Origin of the sequence: Bacillus sp. SW14 (assembly GCF_047608225.1) — a bacterium.
Classification (GTDB): domain Bacteria; phylum Bacillota; class Bacilli; order Bacillales; family Bacillaceae; genus Bacillus; species Bacillus subtilis_G.
Genome location: NZ_JBLKRW010000001.1, coordinates 2,871,172 through 2,889,805, shown reverse-complemented (window position 1 = coordinate 2,889,805; position 18,634 = coordinate 2,871,172). Strand labels below are relative to the sequence as shown.

Here is an 18,634-nt window from a genome sequence, read left to right as displayed (position 1 = left end):
AAAAACATGAGCAGACATATTCAATATTCAATTGTGGTACCTGTGTATAATGAAGAGCTTGTCATTCATGAAACCTATCAGCGCTTAAAAGAGGTCATGGATCAAACGAAGGAAAACTATGAACTGCTATTTGTCAATGACGGCAGCAAAGATCGCAGTATTGAGATTCTAAGAGAACACAGCCTGATTGATCCGAGAGTGAAAATCATTGATTTTTCCAGGAATTTTGGGCACCAGATCGCGATTACAGCGGGAATGGATTATGCACAGGGGAATGCAATCGCCGTCATTGACGCCGATCTGCAGGACCCTCCTGAGTTGATTTTAGATATGATTGAAAAGTGGAAGGAAGGCTATGAGGTTGTGTACGCCGTACGTACAAAACGAAAAGGGGAAACCTTTTTCAAAAAACAGACAGCGGCTATGTTTTACCGGCTTCTCAGCAGCATGACAGATATCGATATCCCGATTGATACCGGAGATTTCCGTCTCATGGACAGAAAAGTCTGTGATGAAATGAAGAGATTAAAAGAAAAAAATCCTTTTGTCAGAGGGCTCGTCAGCTGGGTGGGCTTCAAACAGACAGCGGTCGAGTATGTACGAGATGAAAGGCTCGCCGGAGAAACAAAGTACCCGCTGAAGAAAATGCTCAAGCTGTCAATGGATGGCATCACGACATTTTCACACAAACCGCTGAAGCTGGCAAGCTATGCGGGGATGTTCATGTCAGGTGCGGGATTTCTGTATATGTTTATCGTGCTGTACCTGAAGCTATTCACAGACAGCACGATTACGGGCTGGTCATCCCTTATTGTGATCCAGCTCCTGTTCAGCGGCATCGTCCTTCTGATTCTAGGGATGATCGGCGAATATATCGGCAGAATCTATGATGAAGCCAAAGACAGGCCGCTTTACATCGTGCAGAAATCATATGGAATTGAAAATAAAAGACTCTATAGAGACCAGCATATGTCATAACCTGAAACCCCTATCCTTTACGGACAGGGGTTTTTTATGTTCTGCGCGATGATCAAAGTAAAAGATGCTGATCGATTTATGGGAATTAGGGATTGTAAACTTGCACTGCGGTTCAGTTATGCTGAAATAAAAACGGCAAAGCCTAAAAGCAGTCGTCCTCGGCTATGCTGAATGTCAGCTGATATATTGGAGGGCTTTACAGAAACGCATGGTGAGAGCCGTATCGGTTATGTGTAATAGACTACTGGCACCCAGTGTAATTCCCCACGACAGTCGATTCAGAAAGGAGAGAGTTTAGCACAGAAAAGTTTGACCCTGCCCAGATCATGCTCAATCCCACGGTTTTCATGTTCATACCGCTTTCTCAAATGATGCCTCAACATCTGATTAGTATCATGTCAGATGTTGAGGCAGAGTGTTTCATAGAGCGATAGGTCTTTTGTTCAATAAAAAGCCTCAGACCGCTTTTGCGGCCTGAGGCGCTATTTCTTAAGAAGTTGTTTCTTCTTTTTGGTCGAGTTTGATTTTTTTCGTCATTTCTTTGCCGTTTCTGAGGATTTTCACTTCAACGGTATCACCGATGTTTGCGTCTTTATATAAGATATTACGCAGTTCACTGCCTGTATTGATTTCTTTGCCCTTCAGGCTGATGATAATATCCTCCGCTTTCAATCCGGCCTTTTCAGCAGGAGAGCCTGAAGCGACCTCACGGATGTATACGCCCTTATTCAGCTGGTTTCCGAACAGGCCGAGTGTGCCTTCTTGGTAGTTTTGCGGCACTTGTTCTAAATCAAGCATACTGACACCGATATACGGACGTTCAATTTGCCCCTTAGACAGCAATTCTTCAGCAATCGGTTTTACGTCGTTGCTTGGGATTGCAAATCCAATGCCCTCAACATCATCTTCACTGATTTTCATACTGTTAATGCCGACGATTTTGCCGGAAGTGCTTAACAATGGACCGCCGCTGTTACCTGGGTTAATCGCTGCGTCGGTTTGAATCACGTTAATGCTGGTTTGACCGGCTGATGTTGACATTGAAACCGTTCGGTCCACACCGCTTACAATTCCTTGCGTTACTGTGCGGGACAGGTCTTTTCCGAGCGGATCTCCAATCGCAATGACGGTCTCGCCTGTTCTGAGATCGGATGAATTTCCGAAGCTCGCCACTTTTGTTACGTGGTCATCACTGATTTGAAGGACCGCTAAATCTGTTAACGAATCACTGCCTACCAGCTTTGCTGTCGCCTCAGTGCCGTCATATAAAGATACCTTCAGTGAAGACGCCCCTTCTACGACGTGATTATTCGTAATAATATAAGCCTTGCCGTTCTCTTTTTTGAAAATGACACCCGATCCCGATCCGCTTTCTGTACCTTCGCTGGAACCGGATGAGTCAGAGCCAAACAAAGAGCTGTTGGACTGGGCCTGAAGATTTGTAATACCGACAATCGCCGGTGAAATGTCTTCCACCATATTTGAGATTTTAGAAGAATCCTCGCTCTTGAATGCAGATGAGCTGCTTGAGTCTGACGAGCTTTTGCTAGATTCAGAGGACGTGCTTTTCGCAGTAACAGATTGCGTTTCCTGCTGGCTGGATGATTGTTTTGCTGTGTCCTGAGAATCATGGTCGCCTAGCGGTGTAAACGTGTAAATGCCGAGAGCGAGACTGCCGCCGATCACGCCGCCGAGCAGCGGTCTGAACCATCCGAACCCTCGTTTTTTCTTCTCCTGGTCATGAATCACATTGCGGGCTGAGTAGGAGGGGCTCTGATCGTTTTCTTTCGCTAGAAAGACCTCATTCTCATTTCCTTCCGTTCTGTTTTCGTCACGATAGTTATTCATCATGTTCACTCCGTTTCTCTATTTTCACTAAATCTATTTCATTATGATAGGTTTATGACTTGAGTTTATCATAAACAAAAACTGTGGGATAAAAATGAAAAGATTATGGGAAATTGTGAAAAAGGGCTGAAAACGGTACACTCTTTATTGTATATGAAAGGACTGAGTCGATGGAACAGATTGGATTGATTGGATATGGCAGCATGGCCGATATGATCGCCAGGCAGATGTTGAAGCATGGCCAAATCAAGGAGAATGAGCTCTTTATTGAAACAAGAACGAAAGGGGAGCGGCTTCAGGCGCTGATGTCAGATTATCCAAATGTATCGGCGGATTCGCTTGAGAACTGGGCTGAAACGTGCGGTTTGATTTTGATATGTGTCCCGCCGCTCCATGTCATTGAAACACTGCGCCGTCTGCACCCGTATGTAAACAGGAATACGCATATCGTTTCCATTGCTGCCGGTGTGCCGCTGCGTCTTTTGGAGGCTGAAACGGAGGCTGGTATATCACGTTTCATTCCTGCCATAACGTCCGAAGCTGAAGCGGGCGTCTCGCTTGTCGTTCACAGTGAGGCATTGACAGCGGATAAAAAAGAACGTCTGAATGAATTGTTATCGGTTTTCAGCAGTGTACGAGAAATCAAAGAATCGAATTTGGATGCCGCCAGCAATTTGACGAGCTCGGCACCCGGGTTCATAGCTGCCGTCTTCGAAGAACTGGCGCTGTCTGCGGTGAGAAACAGCAGCCTGTCCAAAGAAGAAGCCTTTGATTTTCTGATTCATTCGTTACACGGTACTGGCAAACTGCTGATCGAAAAGAAGATGTCTTTCGGGGAAACGCTGGAACGTGTCGCAACCAAAGGCGGAATTACTGGAGAGGGAGCTGAGGTGATCCGCGCCTCTTTGCCAGACGTTTTTGATCGGATGTTTGATAAAACTTTGAAAAAATATGAGCTGCTTACAGAACAGGCAGAGAAACAGACATGAATCCTTGAAAGAGGGTTCTTTTTTTATCAATGAAAAGTTGTGATTTTCCCCAGTTATATTGCATTTTTCCTCTTTTTTTAATATAATTTGTTAGAATATTCATAATTTAGTAAAAAGGAGGAGCGATATGAAACTGTACATGTCAGTAGATATGGAAGGTATTTCGGGTCTTCCGGACGATACCTTTGTGGATTCCGGCAAGCGCAATTATGAACGCGGGCGGCTCATCATGACCGAAGAAGCAAACTACTGTATTGCCGAAGCGTTTAACAGCGGGTGTACCGAGGTGCTGGTCAATGACAGCCATTCGAAGATGAATAATCTGATGGTTGAAAAGCTTCACCCTGAAGCCGACTTGATTTCCGGTGACGTCAAACCATTTTCAATGGTAGAGGGGCTGGATGATACGTTTACAGGCGCTTTGTTTCTCGGTTACCATGCGAGAGCTTCGACTCCCGGTGTGATGTCACACAGCATGATTTTTGGCGTCCGGCATTTTTACATAAACGATCGGCCTGTCGGTGAGCTTGGGTTAAATGCATATGTTGCCGGTTATTATGATGTCCCGGTGTTAATGGTAGCCGGTGATGACCGTGCCGCAAAGGAAGCGGAAGAGCTCATACCGAATGTCACGACAGCCGCTGTCAAACAAACCATTTCAAGATCAGCAGTGAAGTGCTTGTCCCCTGCGAAAGCCGGCCGGCTGCTGACAGAAAAAACCGCATTTGCCCTGAAAAACAAAGATAAAGTCAAACCGCTCACACCGCCTGACAGACCGGTTTTGAGCATTGAATTCGCCAATTACGGACAGGCAGAATGGGCAAATCTGATGCCGGGAACTGAAATCAAGCCGGGAACCACAACCGTTCAATTTCAGGCGAAGGACATGCTTGAAGCCTATCAGGCGATGCTTGTCATGACTGAGCTTGCGATGCGGACATCATTCTGCTAAAGGGGTGTTTTAGGCTTTGGTGCGATACATGATGAAGCGTTTTTGGGCAATGGCAGCTACGATTTTGGTGATTACCACCTTGACTTTTGTTCTCATGAAGGTCATTCCCGGATCTCCTTTTAACGAGGAAAGAGGCACAAATGAAGCCGTTCAAAAAAATCTCGAAGCCTACTATCACTTAGACGATCCTCTCATTTTCCAATACATCATCTACCTAAAATCCATCATTACATTCGATTTCGGACCTTCAATTAAAAAACCGTCAGACAGCGTCAATGATATGCTGGAACGCGGATTTCCCGTTTCCTTTGAGCTTGGATTGACAGCGATTGTCATTGCTGTGATCTCTGGGCTCGTGCTGGGCGTAATCGCTGCGCTCCGCCGCAATGGCTTTTTGGACTACGCCGCGATGAGTTTGGCGGTGCTCGGCATCTCCATCCCAAATTTTATTCTGGCAACATTGCTTATTCAGCAGTTTGCTGTCAATCTCAACCTATTTCCCGCTGCCACATGGACGAGCCCGATCCATATGGTGCTTCCGACCGCAGCGCTTGCCGTAGGGCCAATGGCGATCATTGCCAGGCTGACACGGTCAAGCATGGTCGAAGTCCTGACACAGGATTATATCCGCACAGCAAAAGCAAAAGGTCTTTCTCCGTTCAAAATTATCGTAAAACACGCACTCAGAAATGCACTCATGCCCGTCGTTACCGTTCTGGGCACACTCGTCGCCAGTATTTTAACTGGAAGCTTTGTTGTTGAAAAAATCTTTGCCATTCCCGGAATGGGAAAATATTTTGTTGAAAGCATTAATCAGAGGGACTATCCCGTGATTATGGGAACGACCGTTTTTTACAGTGTCATTCTGATCATCATGCTGTTTTTGGTCGACTTGGCCTACGGTCTCTTAGACCCGCGCATTAAACTGCATAAGAAAGGGTGAAGCGTGTGAATCTCCCTGTACAAACAGATGAACGCCAGCCAGAGCAGCATATTCAGGTGCCGGATGAGTGGTTTGTCTCGAATCAAGAAAAAAATCGAGAAGCCGATTCGGTCAAGCGGCCGAGTTTGTCATACACGCAGGATGCTTGGAGGAGGCTGAAGAAAAATAAATTAGCGATGGCGGGACTCTTTATTCTTTTATTTCTTTTTGTCATGGCTGTTATCGGACCTTTTTTATCACCTCATAGTGTCGCGCGCCAATCGCTGACCGAACAAAATCGTCCGCCTTCAGCCGAGCATTGGTTCGGCACCGATGAGCTCGGCCGGGATGTGTTTACCCGAACATGGTATGGAGCGAGGATTTCGCTATTTGTCGGCGTGATGGCAGCGCTGATTGATTTTGTGATCGGTGTCATTTACGGAGGCGTTGCCGGTTATAAAGGCGGCAGAACTGACGGCATCATGATGCGGGTTATCGAAGTGCTGTACGGGCTGCCGTATCTGCTTGTTGTCATTTTGCTGATGGTGCTGATGGGGCCGGGGTTGGGCACCATTATTGTGGCGCTGACTGTAACCGGATGGGTCGGCATGGCGAGAATTGTTAGAGGCCAGGTGCTTCAAATTAAACATTATGAATATGTACTCGCCTCGAAAACCTTTGGCGCGAAAACCTTTCGCATCATCCGGAAGAATCTGCTGCCGAATACAATGGGAGCGATTATCGTACAAATGACATTAACCGTACCTGCCGCCATATTCGCAGAATCATTTTTAAGCTTTCTCGGCCTCGGCATACAGGCCCCGTTTGCCAGCTGGGGTGTGATGGCGAATGACGGTCTGCCTGCGATTTTATCCGGGCATTGGTGGCGCCTGTTTTTTCCGGCCTTTTTCATTTCATTGACGATGTATGCGTTTAATGTGCTGGGAGACGGATTGCAGGATGCGCTCGACCCTAAGCTGAGGAGGTAGCTGTATGGAAAAAGTTCTGTCAGTCAAAAATCTGCACGTTTCTTTTACGACTTACGGCGGGACGGTTCAGGCGGTCAGAGGGGTGAGCTTTGATTTGTATCAAGGTGAAACCTTTGCAATCGTCGGCGAATCCGGCTGCGGCAAAAGCGTTACCTCCCAAAGCATTATGGGCCTGCTTCCGCCCTATTCGGCGAAGGTGACAGACGGCAGCATTCTATTTAAAAACAAAGACCTTTGCCATCTCTCTGACAAAGACATGAGAAGCATAAGGGGAGCCGACATTTCTATGATTTTTCAAGACCCGATGACGGCGTTAAACCCGACGCTGACTGTCGGAGACCAGCTGGGGGAAGCGCTCCTGCGCCACAAAAAAATGAGCAAAAAGGCGGTGCGGGAAGAGGTGCTTTCTATGCTGTCATTGGTCGGCATTCCCGATCCCGAAGAGCGCCTGAGGCAGTATCCTCATCAATTCAGCGGCGGCATGAGACAGCGGATTGTCATTGCGATGGCGCTGATTTGCGAGCCAGACATCTTAATCGCAGATGAACCGACCACCGCTCTTGATGTGACCATTCAGGCACAGATATTGGAGCTGTTTAAAGAGATTCAGAGAAAAACGAATGTGTCTGTCATTCTGATTACACACGATTTAGGGATCGTTGCCCAGGTTGCTGACAGAGTCGCAGTTATGTATGCCGGAAAAATAGCGGAGATCGGCACGAGAAAAGATATTTTTTATCAGCCGCAGCATCCATACACAAAAGGGCTGTTGAACTCTGTCCCGCGGCTGGATATGGAGGGCGCGGAGCTGATTCCGATCGACGGAACGCCGCCGGATTTATTTTCACCTCCGCCAGGCTGCCCGTTTGCCGCACGCTGTCCGAACAGGATGATCGTGTGTGACAGGGTATACCCGGGAAAGACCATCAGATCTGACACGCACACCGTCAACTGCTGGTTGCAGGATCACCGGGCCGAGCATGCGGTGCTGTCCGGAGATGCGAAGGATTGATCATGAAAAGGGGGAAGAGGATGAAACGAGTGAAAAAGCTGTGGGGGATGGGTCTTGCATTAGGACTTTCGCTTGCGCTGATGGGATGTACAGCAAACGAAAAGGCCGGAAAAGAAAGCGGTAATGATAAGGCAAAAACAAGCGGGGAAAAGGTGCTGTATTTAAATAACGAAAATGAACCGACTTCATTTGATCCGCCGATCGGTTTTAATAATGTGTCGTGGCAGCCGTTAAATAACATCATGGAGGGGCTGACGCGTCTTGGCAAAGAGAATGAGCCTGAACCGGCAATGGCGGAAAAGTGGTCTGTATCAAAAGATAAAAAAACCTACACATTTACGATTCGGGAAAATGCGAAATGGACAAACGGAGATCCGGTAACGGCTGGAGACTTTGAATACGCGTGGAAACGGATGCTTGATCCGAAAAAAGGCGCTTCATCTGCGTTTCTAGGCTATTTTATTGAAGGCGGCGAAGCGTATAACAGCGGAAAAGGGAAAAAAGACGATGTGAAGGTGACGGCAAAGGATGATCGAACCCTTGAAGTAACGCTTGAAGCACCGCAAAAATATTTTCTAAGCGTCGTGTCCAATCCGGCGTATTTTCCGGTAAACGAAAAGGTTGATAAAGAAAATCCAAAGTGGTTTGCTGAGGCGGATACATTTGTCGGGAACGGTCCGTTTAAGCTGGCGGAATGGAAGCATGATGACAGCATCACAATGGAGAAAAGCGACACGTATTGGGATCAAGATACCGTGAAGCTTGATAAGGTGAAATGGGCGATGGTCAGTGACAGAAATACAGATTACCAGATGTTTCAGTCTGGGGAACTGGATACCGCTTATGTCCCTGCTGAATTAAGTGATCAGCTGCTTGATCAGGATAACGTCAGCATTGTTGACCAAGCGGGCCTATATTTCTACCGGTTTAATGTGAACATGGAGCCGTTCCAAAATAAAAACATCAGAAAAGCCTTTGCAATGGCTGTAGATCAAAAGGAAATTGTCAAGTACGTCACGAAAAACAATGAAAAACCGGCGCGTGCCTTTGTATCGCCCGGATTTACGCAGCCTGACGGCAAGGATTTCCGTGAAGCGGGCGGAGACCTGGTCACGCCAAATGAAAGCAAAGCGAAACAGCTGCTGGAAAAGGGCATGAAGGAAGAAAACTATGATAATCTTCCTGCGATTACGCTTACTTACAGCACAAAGCCGGAGCATAAAAAGATTGCCGAGGCGATCCAGCAAAAATTGAAAAATACTCTTGGAGTCGATGTGAAGCTGGCCAATATGGAATGGAACGTATTTTTAGAGGATCAAAAAGCGCTGAAATTCCAATTCTCTCAAAGCTCATTTTTGCCTGACTACGCGGACCCTATCAGTTTTCTGGAAGCCTTCCAAACAGGAAATTCGATGAACCGCACAGGCTGGGCCAATAAAGAATATGATCAGCTGATCAAGCAGGCGAAACATGAAGCCGATGAAAAAACACGTTTCTCCCTTATGCATCAAGCTGAAAAGCTGCTGGTCAATGAAGCGCCGATCATTCCGGTTTATTTTTACAACCAGGTCAACCTGCAAAACGAACATGTGAAGGGAATCGTCCGGCATCCTGTCGGCTATATCGATTTAAAATGGGCTGACAAAAACTAACGCCGGCGATTGGGAAAATACTGCTTCTTTATAGCGATGGAGCGGTATTTTTTCTCTTTTTTGCACGTATACGTAGGGTGCAGAGCAAATGAAAGGAGTGGTTCAGTTGAATCACAAGCCAAAAGCGCTTAAAAAGGGTGATACAGTTGGAGTGATCGCGCCCGCAAGCCCGCCGGATCCAAAAAAGCTTGAAACCGCGCTTGTATTTTTAGAAGAGCTCGGTTTAAAGGTGAAATTGGGCAAGGCGCTGAAAAACCAGCACGGCTATTTAGCGGGACAGGATGATGAGCGGCTGGCTGATCTCCATGAGATGTTCAGAGACGAGGAGGTAAAAGCAGTGCTGTGCGCATGCGGGGGTTTTGGGACAGGACGTATCGCCGCCGGCATTGATTTCAGCTTAATCCGTAAACATCCTAAAATCTTTTGGGGATACAGCGATATTACGTTTTTACATACTGCCATCCATCAAAATACAGGTCTTGTCACCTTCCACGGCCCGATGCTCAGTTCAGATATTGGCCTCGACGACGTTCACCCGCTGACAAAAGCGTCGTATGAGCAGCTCTTCCGAGAGACGGAATTCACCTATACAGAAGAGCTTTCTCCGCTGACCGTGCTTGTTCCCGGAAAAGCGGAAGGGGAGCTTGTCGGAGGAAATCTCTCTTTGCTGACGTCTACGCTGGGCACGCCGTTTGAAATGGATACGAGAGGAAAGCTTCTGTTTATTGAAGATATTGACGAGGAGCCTTACCAAATCGACCGGATGCTGAATCAGCTGAAAATGGCAGGGAAACTGACGGACGCAGCCGGAATTCTTGTTTGTGATTTTCATAACTGTGTCCCGGTGAAAAGAGAGAAGTCCCTCTCACTTGAGCAAGTGCTTGAAGACTATATTGTATCGGCGGGGAAGCCTGCACTGAGAGGTTTTAAAATCGGCCACTGTTCACCGAGTATCGCCGTACCGGTAGGCGCGCAAGCTGCTATGAATACAGGAGAAAAAACAGTCGTCATCGAGGCTGGCGTTTCAGAAGGGGCGCTGAAGACATGAAAATCATTCAAATAAACACAAGTCGAATCGCCGTACCGCTGACAAAACCGTTTAAAACCGCACTTCGCACTGTATATACGGCTGAATCGGTCATTGTAAGGATCACTTATGACAGCGGCGCCATCGGATGGGGGGAAGCACCTCCAACGATGGTGATTACAGGAGACAGCATGGATAGCATTGAAAGTGCGATTCACAATGTCTTGAAACCGGTACTGCTTGGAAAAAGCCTGTCTGGCTGTGGGGCCATTTTGCATGACATCCAGCATCTCCTCACAGGAAACCAGAGCGCGAAGGCGGCTGTGGAAATGGCGGTATACGACGGCTGGGCGCAGATGTGCGGACTGCCGCTTTACCAAATGCTCGGCGGATACCGGGATACGCTGGAAACAGATTATACCGTCAGTGTCAACTCACCTGAAGAGATGGCAGCGGATGCCGAGCATTATCTCAAACAAGGCTTTCAAACACTGAAAATAAAGGTCGGCAAAGATGATATCGCAACAGATATCGCCCGTATCCAAGAAATCAGAAAACGTGTCGGGCCAGCCGTGAAACTTCGTTTAGACGCCAACCAGGGATGGACGCCGAAGGAAGCAGTAACAGCGATTCAGAAAATGGAGGATGCAGGTCTTGGTATTGAGCTTGTCGAACAGCCTGTCCTTAAAGATGATCTCGCTGGGCTTAAAAAGGTAACAGATGCGACAGCCACGCCGATTATGGCCGATGAAAGTGTTTTTACGCCGCGTCAGGCGTTCGAAGTTCTTCAAACGCGGAGCGCAGACTTAATCAATATTAAATTGATGAAAGCGGGCGGCATCAGCGGAGCAGAGAAAATCAATGCCATGGCTGAGGCGTGCGGAGTGGAGTGCATGGTCGGCAGCATGATCGAAACGAAGCTGGGCATTACGGCCGCGGCACATTTCGCCGCAAGCCAAAAAAACATCACAAGGTTTGATTTTGACGCGCCGCTGATGCTGAAAACAGATGTCATCAAAGGCGGCATCACATACAGCGGCAGCACGATTGCGATGCCTGACAGACCGGGTCTCGGAATCACCGGAGCTGCGCTTTTGAAAGGAGAAAAAGAGCTATGATGCACACTGTCATCTCAGCAGTGGCCAACATCTGGACAGCGCCTAATTCGCCGCGTCCATCTGATCAAGTGATGCTTCGTCCGACCGTATTGATCAGAGACTGGCTGGAGCGCATGACGTATGATGAGCGGCTTGGATTATGTGCAGACAATATCATCCAAACTCAGGTTCTCTTTGGCGAAAAGGTACTGGTGACGGCGGAGCAGGACGAATGGGTTTCTGTCATTGTGCCGAGCCAGCCATCCCGAAAAGATCCGCGCGGATATCCGGGCTGGATGAAAAAGAACCAGCTGAAAAAAACAAGTCCTATCCATATACAAAACGATGTCATGATCAGTAAACCAGCTGCCTTTTTGTACAAAAGTAATGGAGAAAAGGAGATCGAATTGAGCTTTTTGACGGTTCTCCCCCTCATTGCAGAAGAAAACGGATATTTTAAGGTTTCGACCGCTTTTGGGGAAAGGTTTGTGAAGCAAAGTGATGCAGTGCCTGTCCGCGAACAGAAAGGGACTGCTGAAGACATCGTTCAAACGGGGGCTTTTTTTCTCGGGCTTCCATACCTGTGGGGAGGGATCAGCGGGTTTGGGTTTGATTGCTCCGGGTTTATGTACAGTATATTTAAGGCCAATGGATACAACATCCCCCGTGATGCGGGAGATCAGGCAAAGGCGGGGGAAGATGTTCCGCTTGATGATATGAAAGCCGGTGATCTGCTGTTTTTTGCTTATGAGGAAGGAAAAGGAGCGATTCATCACGTCGGTCTGTCCGTAGGCGGCGGGAAAATGCTTCATTCTCCAAAGACAGGAAAATCAATCGAAATCCTTACATTAAAAGAGACAATTTATGAAAAAGAACGATGTGCGGTGCGCCGCTGTTTTTCAGAATAAGGAGGGAGACAAATGACGCCACTGCCTTTGTTGGAGGTCAGCCAGCTGAAAATGCATTTTGACGCAGGAAAAAAGCGGACAGTCAAAGCTGTCGACGGGGTCACCTTTCAGATTCGTGAAGGAGAAACGTTCGGGCTTGTCGGAGAGTCAGGGTGCGGGAAATCAACCTTGGGAAGAGTGCTGATGCGCCTGTATCAGCCGACAGAAGGAAGTGTGAAATACCGCGGAACGAACCTTCACGCACTAAGTGTCAAAGAGCAGTTTGCCTTCAACCGCAAGCTGCAGATGATTTTTCAGGATCCTTATGCTTCGCTTAACCCGCGCATGACCGTTCGAGACATCATTTTGGAGCCGATGGAAATTCACAACCTTTACAATACGCATAAAGCTCGGCTTCTCATCGTGGACGAGCTGCTTGAGGCAGTGGGGCTTCACCCCGATTTTGGCAGCCGTTATCCCCATGAATTCAGCGGCGGACAAAGGCAGAGAATCGGCATTGCCAGAGCACTGTCGCTGAATCCTGAATTTATCGTGGCAGACGAACCGATTTCTGCACTTGATGTCTCGGTCCAGGCGCAGGTCGTCAACCTGCTGAAGCGGCTTCAAAAAGAGAAAGGGCTCACGTTTTTATTTATTGCCCATGATCTTTCGATGGTGAAGCATATCAGTGACAGGATCGGTGTTATGTACTTAGGGCACATGATGGAAATCACAGAGAGCGGAACACTGTATCGTGAACCGCTACATCCCTATACAAAGGCGCTTTTATCCTCGATTCCGATTCCAGACCCTGAATTGGAGGACAAGCGCGAGCGCATCCTCTTAAAAGGGGAGCTGCCGAGCCCGGTCAATCCGCCGAGCGGCTGCGTGTTTCGGACCCGCTGTCCGGAGGCGATGCCAGAATGCGGGGAATCCCGTCCCCAGCTTCAAGAAATCGAAGCCGGCCGATTTGTCGCTTGCCATTTGTATCGAAATGCTGATACGAAAGAAAAGGTGAGATAAACCAAAAAGACTGGCCCGCTTTGCGGAGCCAGTCTTTGTTTTTATGATTGATGTAAAAATTTCACACAAACCGGGTAAGGGACGGAAACAGTTGAAGGAAGCACTGTCAATCGGCCGGTTTCTTTGTCTCTCTCAAACAGGACAAGATTGCCTGTTTCTTCATTTGAAGCAACAAGAAACGCTTCCGTTGGATCAAGGACGAAGTCACGAGGCCAGTTTCCTTCTGTCGAGACTCTTTCTACGAATGCCAGCTCGCCTGAATATTGATTCACTTCAAATACAGCGATACTGTCATGGCCGCGATTTGCGACGTAAACAAAACGGCCGTCCTGTGTGACATGAATTGCGCTTCCCTGGCTGTTATCCGTAAAATCATCAGGAATGGCAGAGACGACCTGGGTTTCTCTGAATTCGCCGGCTGTCGGATTGTATTCAAGCGCAATCACTTCATTGCTTAATTCTGTCATCACGTAAGCGTATTTTTCTTTCGGATGAAAAGCGATATGGCGAGGTCCTGTGCCGGGAGCGAAGGCATGGCTTCCGGATTCAGTCAATACGCCGTCTTCCATTTTATAGGTGTACAGCTTATCGATTCCTAAGTCAACCGCTACGACATAATTGTGTTCAGGTGTGAACCCCGCGTAATGTATATGCGGTTTTTCTTGCCTTTCGTGCGGCCCTTTTCCTGTGTGAGCGGCTTCTGAAGCAGGTGATTGTAAGCTCCCGTCTTCCTGAATCGGAAAAGCGTGGATTTTCCCGCTGTGATAGTTGGCTGTCAATACGAATTGATTATGTTCATCGGCGTTTACGTGGCACGGCGATGGGCCGTCAATTAACTGATGATTCAGAAATGTTAATTCGCCGCTGTTTTGATCAATTTTATAAGCAGCAACTCCGCCTTGGCCATCTGCTTTTTCAATGGAATAAAGAATGGTGTTGTCTTTATTCGGCGTCACATATGTGGGGTTGCCCAGCTTAGCGGCAAGCTTTGGCTCGCTGAGTGTTTTTTTCTCAGTATCAAGCTCAAATGAATAAACCCCTTCGCTTCCGCCTTTTGTATATGTTCCGACATACCCTATGTACTTTGTCATGCGAATGCCCCCTTAAAAATGATGTCACCTCTATATTAACGTATCTTGATAAAATAAGCTGTTCAAAACTTGAAAAAGGGGAATATTGATCATTCGCCGCGCATCAGCGGCATCGTACAGCACCGGAAGGAGCCGCCTGATTTAATAATTTCTGTAAGGTCAATTTCGATGATATGGTAGCCTCTATTTGATAACTGCTGATTGACATGGCGGTTGCAAGGGAGGCTGATAATCGTTTTTCTTCCAATGGAAAGGACGTTGGTTCCGAGCGTAAATTGTTCATCCTCTGGCACTTCAATGAGATCATAACGTTTTGCCAGCATATCAACTTCCTCTGGCTCAAGGGCTTGAGGATAAATTAACGCTTCGTTTTCAGATACAATGTTAAAGACGCAGTCCAAATGCAAATATTTTTCATGCAGGTGAACGGGGACGATTGTATAGTCAGGAAGCGCCTCTTCCAGCTGGACGATGGCTGACATATTCGTGCGCTGGCTGATTCCGACATAGACGATCTCACCATCGACAATGACGTCACCGCCTTCAATGCTTGTATCAAGCATACGGGTGTAAGGAATGCCTTGACTGTGAAAAAAATCTTTTATGACCGATTCTTCCCCTTGGCGAATCGGTTCCGTCATGCTCGAGAGGAAAGCTTTTTCTCCGATGACAAACCCTATGTCCCGGGTGAAGACCTGCTCGGGGAGTCCGTCGCGGACAGGCAAAAGGATGACTTCGATGTTATGTGACCTGAGTGCTTCAATAAAGCGGCTGTGCTGATCTGCAGCGGTTTTCACATGAATATTGTCATCTTCAAAATGTTTTTGTGTTTCGTTTATGACATCTTTTATCGTCATATGCTCCGGTCTGCATAAAATGACTTTCTCGAGTGCGCCGTATTCCGTTCGGCATACCGTTTTTTGCTGTTGTTTCGGGATGGATGCTTCCATTGATTCTCCTCCTGACCGTTTGAAGAATACAGGTATTATTCCCCCATCACCAAAATCATTAAACGTTTTGGAAAGAAGACAGGCAAACCATTTTAAATTTTAGACAAATGGCAGAGAATATTGTTTAATAGGAGAATATAAGTGCATGTAGCTAAACGATCAGACATCAAAGGGGAGAAAGATATGGAAACACCGGAAACAAGATTTTGTAAAGAGTCAAAGGTTGTAAAAACCAGCAGGGTGTTCCCGCTTGATACGAACAACCATAACACGCTGTTTGGCGGAAAATTAATGAGTTATATTGACGACATTGCTTCAATTTCCGCGGCGCGCCATTGCAGACGTGAAACAGTAACCGCTTCGATGGACTCAGTGGATTTTCTGAAGCCGATCGGCCAAAAGGAGTCTGTCTGCTTGGAGTCATATGTGACATGGGTCGGCACTTCCTCGATGGAGGTGTTTGTAAAAGTCATTAAGGAGCACCTGATGACTGGCGAACGGGAACTCGCCGCGACATCCTTTTTGACATTTGTCGCATTGGATTCAAATGGCAAGCCGGTGCCTGTACCGAGAGTTGTACCGGAAACAGAAGAAGAAATCATGCTGCATAATACGGCGGTTCAGCGCGCCAATGAACGAAAAAACCGCAAAAAGCACAGCCAGGCTCTTGCAAATGCGCTCGGAACTGAAAGGCCTTGGTAAATGTTAAACCCAAAACATATGTTGTTTTGGGTTTTTTTGTGCTTTGCACCTTTCTTATGGTGATCATTACAAAGGTTAGTCCGTTTTTGCTAGGGGATTCTATAAAAAAGCAACAATTGTCACGATAAATTGAAAATCTTGTGACAACTTTATTAAAGATTCATTTTAGATATATCTTTTATTCGCGAGATCTTGTATCTTAAAGATATATTTTAAATACATCTTTTGAAAGGATTGTTTATGAAATGTTAGATAATAAAACAATCGAAATCATTAAAAGCACTGTACCCGTATTACAACAGCATGGGGAAGCCATCACTGGCCGTTTTTACGATCTGATGTTCCAAGGCCATCCAGAGCTTCTGAACATTTTTAATCAAACAAACCAAAAGAAAAAAACACAGCGCACTGCCCTTGCAAATGCCGTTATTGCAGCTGCAGCAAATATTGACCAGCTCGGAAATATCATTCCGGTCGTCAAACAAATCGGCCACAAGCACCGGAGTATCGGAATCAAGGCTGAACATTATCCGATCGTCGGCAAATATTTGCTGATTGCGATTAAAGATGTTCTGGGAGACGCTGCGACACCTGACATTATGCAGGCATGGGAGAAAGCGTACGGAGTAATCGCTGACGCGTTCATCGGAATTGAAAAAGAAATGTATGAGCAGGCGGAGGAGCAAGCCGGCGGCTGGAAGGAGTATAAGCCATTTGTCATCGCAAAAAAAGAGCGTGAAAGCAAAGAAATTATATCCTTCTATTTGAAGCCGGAAGACGGCAAGCCGTTACCTGAATTTCAAGCGGGGCAGTATATCAGCATCAAAGTGCGGATTCCTGATGCTGAATATACGCAAATCCGTCAATACAGCCTGTCTGATATGCCGGGAAAAGACGATTATCGAATTTCAGTGAAGAAAGACGGTGCCGTGTCTACGTATTTACACGATGGACTGCATGAGGGAGATTCAATAGAGATCAGCGCACCGGCGGGGGACTTTGTTTTAGATCCTTCATCACAAAAAGATCTTGTTCTAATCAGTGCCGGAGTTGGCATAACACCAATGATCAGCATGCTGAAAACGTCTGTTTCCAAGCAGCCTGAACGGCAGATTCTTTTCATTCATGCCGCGAAAAACAGTGAATACCACGCATTGCGCCATGAAGTGGAAGAAGCGGCAAACCATTCTTTTGTCAAAACCGCATTTGTGTATCGCGAGCCGACAGAGCAAGACCGTGCAGGTGACCTTCTGTTTCATGAAGGACAGATTGATCAGCAGTTCCTCAAAGAATTGATTATCAATACAGATGCGGATTATTATATTTGCGGTTCACCGACATTTATTACGGCGATGCATCAGCTTGTGTCAAAACTCGGATCAGCGCCGGATTCTATCCATTACGAGCTGTTCGGCCCGCAATTAAGTTTGGCACAATCCGTTTGATCATATACATGAAACTCTTCTCCTTTCTGAGAAGAGTTTTTTTGTGATAGAAGAGCAGACAAGCGCCTGTTTCTACAGGATTTTGTTGTTCTTGCATCTTCTCAGCAATTCATTGTTTCTCCATTTTCGCTCTAAACCGGCTAGCCTGTCGAACGTCTGCTGCTGTTCACGTTGTGGCGCCAATTGATCACTGTTATGTGCCGGCGATGTACACGTTGTCTATTTAGGCACCGGATAAAAGGGTTGATGCATAGAGGATATGCCTCGGGGCACAATAGGCTCAATATGACTAGCAGATGGAGGTAAAGATCAGTGTTATGGATGGTATGGGCATTTTTACTGAAGCCAGTTATCGTATTTTCGATTGCGTATATTCTGTTTCGGCTTGCCGGTAAAAAAGCCGTGTCACAAATGAACAATTTTGATCTGCTTTTGACCTTCGCAATCGGAACCATTATCAGTGAACCGATTCTTACATCCAAGCTGCCAATGTCGATTTATTACGCGGGCTCTTTTTTAGTGCTTTATCTTCTGATGACCAAGCTCTCCCTTTCTAATAAATGGAGATGGATGCTTGTCGTAAGCCCGACTGTATTAATCCGAAACGGGGATATTGATGAACAGGGGCTGCGCAAAGAAAGGCTGACTGTTAATGAACTGCTCGGAAAGCTGAGAGAAAAGGGCTATGCCGATCCGGCTGACATTGATCTTGCCATCATTGAGGAAACGGGAGAAGTAAGTGTCATCCCAAAAGAGGAAGCGAGAGCGGTGCAGGTGCGGGATTTAAATATGGAAGCTGAACGGAATTTTATCCCGATTCCACTCATACTGGATGGTGAAATCCTTGATCATAATTTGAAATACCTCCAAAAGAACCGATCATGGTTGTTTGAGAAGCTTGAGAAAAAAGGGTACAGCCCCAAACGGCTGTCCTCGATTACACTTGGCACGATGAATGCCCGCGGCGATATATCGCTTGATTTGAATACCTCAAACGAACCGCAGCATGATCCCTACTTATATAAACCGGGAAATAACAATTAAGATTGCTCTCTGTTTTTAACGAGAGC

17 protein-coding genes and 1 pseudogene are annotated in these 18,634 nt (G+C 46.8%); 14 read left to right on the top strand and 4 right to left on the bottom strand.

Annotated features, from left to right (window positions below):
• Positions 1 to 6: 6 nt before the first annotated feature.
• Positions 7 to 978: a glycosyltransferase family 2 protein gene (locus ACMX2I_RS14850; RefSeq protein ID WP_414957332.1), complete on the top strand. Its 972-nt coding sequence runs from the start codon at positions 7 to 9 to the stop codon at positions 976 to 978.
• 489 nt (positions 979 to 1,467) lie between these two features.
• On the opposite strand, the gene htrA is transcribed toward ACMX2I_RS14850, so the two are convergent.
• Positions 1,468 to 2,826 (bottom strand): serine protease HtrA, encoded by a 1,359-nt coding sequence (gene htrA, locus ACMX2I_RS14845; protein WP_414957331.1) that lies wholly within the window; start codon positions 2,824 to 2,826, stop codon positions 1,468 to 1,470.
• A 170-nt stretch (positions 2,827 to 2,996) separates the two neighbouring features.
• On the opposite strand from htrA, the gene proG reads away from it, so the two are divergent.
• The 10 genes from proG (at position 2,997) to ACMX2I_RS14795 (ending at position 13,376) form a co-directional block, all read left to right on the top strand.
• On the top strand, positions 2,997 to 3,815 hold the full coding sequence (proG, locus tag ACMX2I_RS14840) for a pyrroline-5-carboxylate reductase ProG (RefSeq protein ID WP_414957330.1): 819 nt from the start codon (positions 2,997 to 2,999) through the stop codon (positions 3,813 to 3,815).
• 127 nt (positions 3,816 to 3,942) lie between these two features.
• The gene (gene dppA, locus ACMX2I_RS14835; RefSeq protein WP_394714715.1) at positions 3,943 to 4,767 is read left to right on the top strand and encodes a D-aminopeptidase DppA; all 825 of its coding nucleotides are present in this window, start codon (positions 3,943 to 3,945) and stop codon (positions 4,765 to 4,767) included.
• A 16-nt stretch (positions 4,768 to 4,783) separates the two neighbouring features.
• Complete coding sequence (gene dppB, locus ACMX2I_RS14830; protein WP_414957329.1) at positions 4,784 to 5,710, top strand: dipeptide ABC transporter permease DppB; 927 nt, start codon at positions 4,784 to 4,786, stop codon at positions 5,708 to 5,710.
• Positions 5,711 to 5,715: 5 nt separating this feature from the next.
• Entirely contained in the window at positions 5,716 to 6,678 is a 963-nt protein-coding gene (gene dppC / locus ACMX2I_RS14825) for a dipeptide ABC transporter permease DppC (RefSeq protein WP_148963824.1), read from the top strand.
• Between the two features lie 4 nt (positions 6,679 to 6,682).
• Entirely contained in the window at positions 6,683 to 7,690 is a 1,008-nt protein-coding gene (locus tag ACMX2I_RS14820; protein ID WP_414957328.1) for an ABC transporter ATP-binding protein, read from the top strand.
• Positions 7,691 to 7,692: 2 nt separating this feature from the next.
• Positions 7,693 to 9,342, top strand: coding sequence for a dipeptide ABC transporter substrate-binding protein DppE (dppE, locus tag ACMX2I_RS14815; RefSeq protein ID WP_414957327.1), 1,650 nt, complete (start codon positions 7,693 to 7,695; stop codon positions 9,340 to 9,342).
• Positions 9,343 to 9,430: 88 nt separating this feature from the next.
• Positions 9,431 to 10,390, top strand: coding sequence for a S66 peptidase family protein (locus ACMX2I_RS14810; RefSeq protein WP_414957326.1), 960 nt, complete (start codon positions 9,431 to 9,433; stop codon positions 10,388 to 10,390).
• A complete protein-coding gene (gene ykfB / locus ACMX2I_RS14805; protein WP_414957325.1) occupies positions 10,387 to 11,487 on the top strand; it encodes an L-Ala-D/L-Glu epimerase in 1,101 nt (366 codons plus the stop codon). Before ACMX2I_RS14810 ends, ykfB begins: the two co-directional genes overlap by 4 nt.
• Positions 11,484 to 12,374, top strand: coding sequence for an NlpC/P60 family protein (locus tag ACMX2I_RS14800; protein WP_414957324.1), 891 nt, complete (start codon positions 11,484 to 11,486; stop codon positions 12,372 to 12,374). The genes ykfB and ACMX2I_RS14800 overlap by 4 nt, the downstream gene beginning before the upstream one ends.
• A gap of 12 nt (positions 12,375 to 12,386) precedes the next feature.
• A complete protein-coding gene (locus ACMX2I_RS14795; protein WP_414957323.1) occupies positions 12,387 to 13,376 on the top strand; it encodes an ABC transporter ATP-binding protein in 990 nt (329 codons plus the stop codon).
• Between the two features lie 41 nt (positions 13,377 to 13,417).
• Here the strand turns inward: ACMX2I_RS14795 and ACMX2I_RS14790 are convergent, their stop codons facing one another.
• Together ACMX2I_RS14790 and ACMX2I_RS14785 are read right to left on the bottom strand one after the other, a co-directional pair.
• Positions 13,418 to 14,467, bottom strand: a complete 1,050-nt coding sequence (locus ACMX2I_RS14790) for a lactonase family protein (RefSeq protein WP_414957322.1) — start codon at positions 14,465 to 14,467, stop codon at positions 13,418 to 13,420.
• A gap of 89 nt (positions 14,468 to 14,556) precedes the next feature.
• A complete protein-coding gene (locus ACMX2I_RS14785) occupies positions 14,557 to 15,417 on the bottom strand; it encodes a dimethylarginine dimethylaminohydrolase family protein (protein ID WP_414957321.1) in 861 nt (286 codons plus the stop codon).
• 183 nt (positions 15,418 to 15,600) lie between these two features.
• Here ACMX2I_RS14785 and ACMX2I_RS14780 point away from each other — a divergent pair, with 183 nt between their 5' ends.
• Positions 15,601 to 16,119, top strand: a complete 519-nt coding sequence (locus ACMX2I_RS14780; RefSeq protein WP_087991041.1) for an acyl-CoA thioesterase — start codon at positions 15,601 to 15,603, stop codon at positions 16,117 to 16,119.
• 245 nt (positions 16,120 to 16,364) lie between these two features.
• Positions 16,365 to 17,564 (top strand): NO-inducible flavohemoprotein, encoded by a 1,200-nt coding sequence (hmpA, locus tag ACMX2I_RS14775; protein WP_414957320.1) that lies wholly within the window; start codon positions 16,365 to 16,367, stop codon positions 17,562 to 17,564.
• Positions 17,565 to 17,631: 67 nt separating this feature from the next.
• On the opposite strand, the pseudogene ACMX2I_RS14770 reads toward hmpA, so the two are convergent.
• Positions 17,632 to 17,747 (bottom strand): annotated as a pseudogene (locus tag ACMX2I_RS14770) (hypothetical protein); the annotation flags it as partial.
• 129 nt (positions 17,748 to 17,876) lie between these two features.
• Between ACMX2I_RS14770 and ACMX2I_RS14765 the strand changes: the two are divergent.
• Positions 17,877 to 18,608: a DUF421 domain-containing protein gene (locus ACMX2I_RS14765; RefSeq protein ID WP_414957319.1), complete on the top strand. Its 732-nt coding sequence runs from the start codon at positions 17,877 to 17,879 to the stop codon at positions 18,606 to 18,608.
• The last annotated feature ends 26 nt before the right edge of the window (positions 18,609 to 18,634 follow it).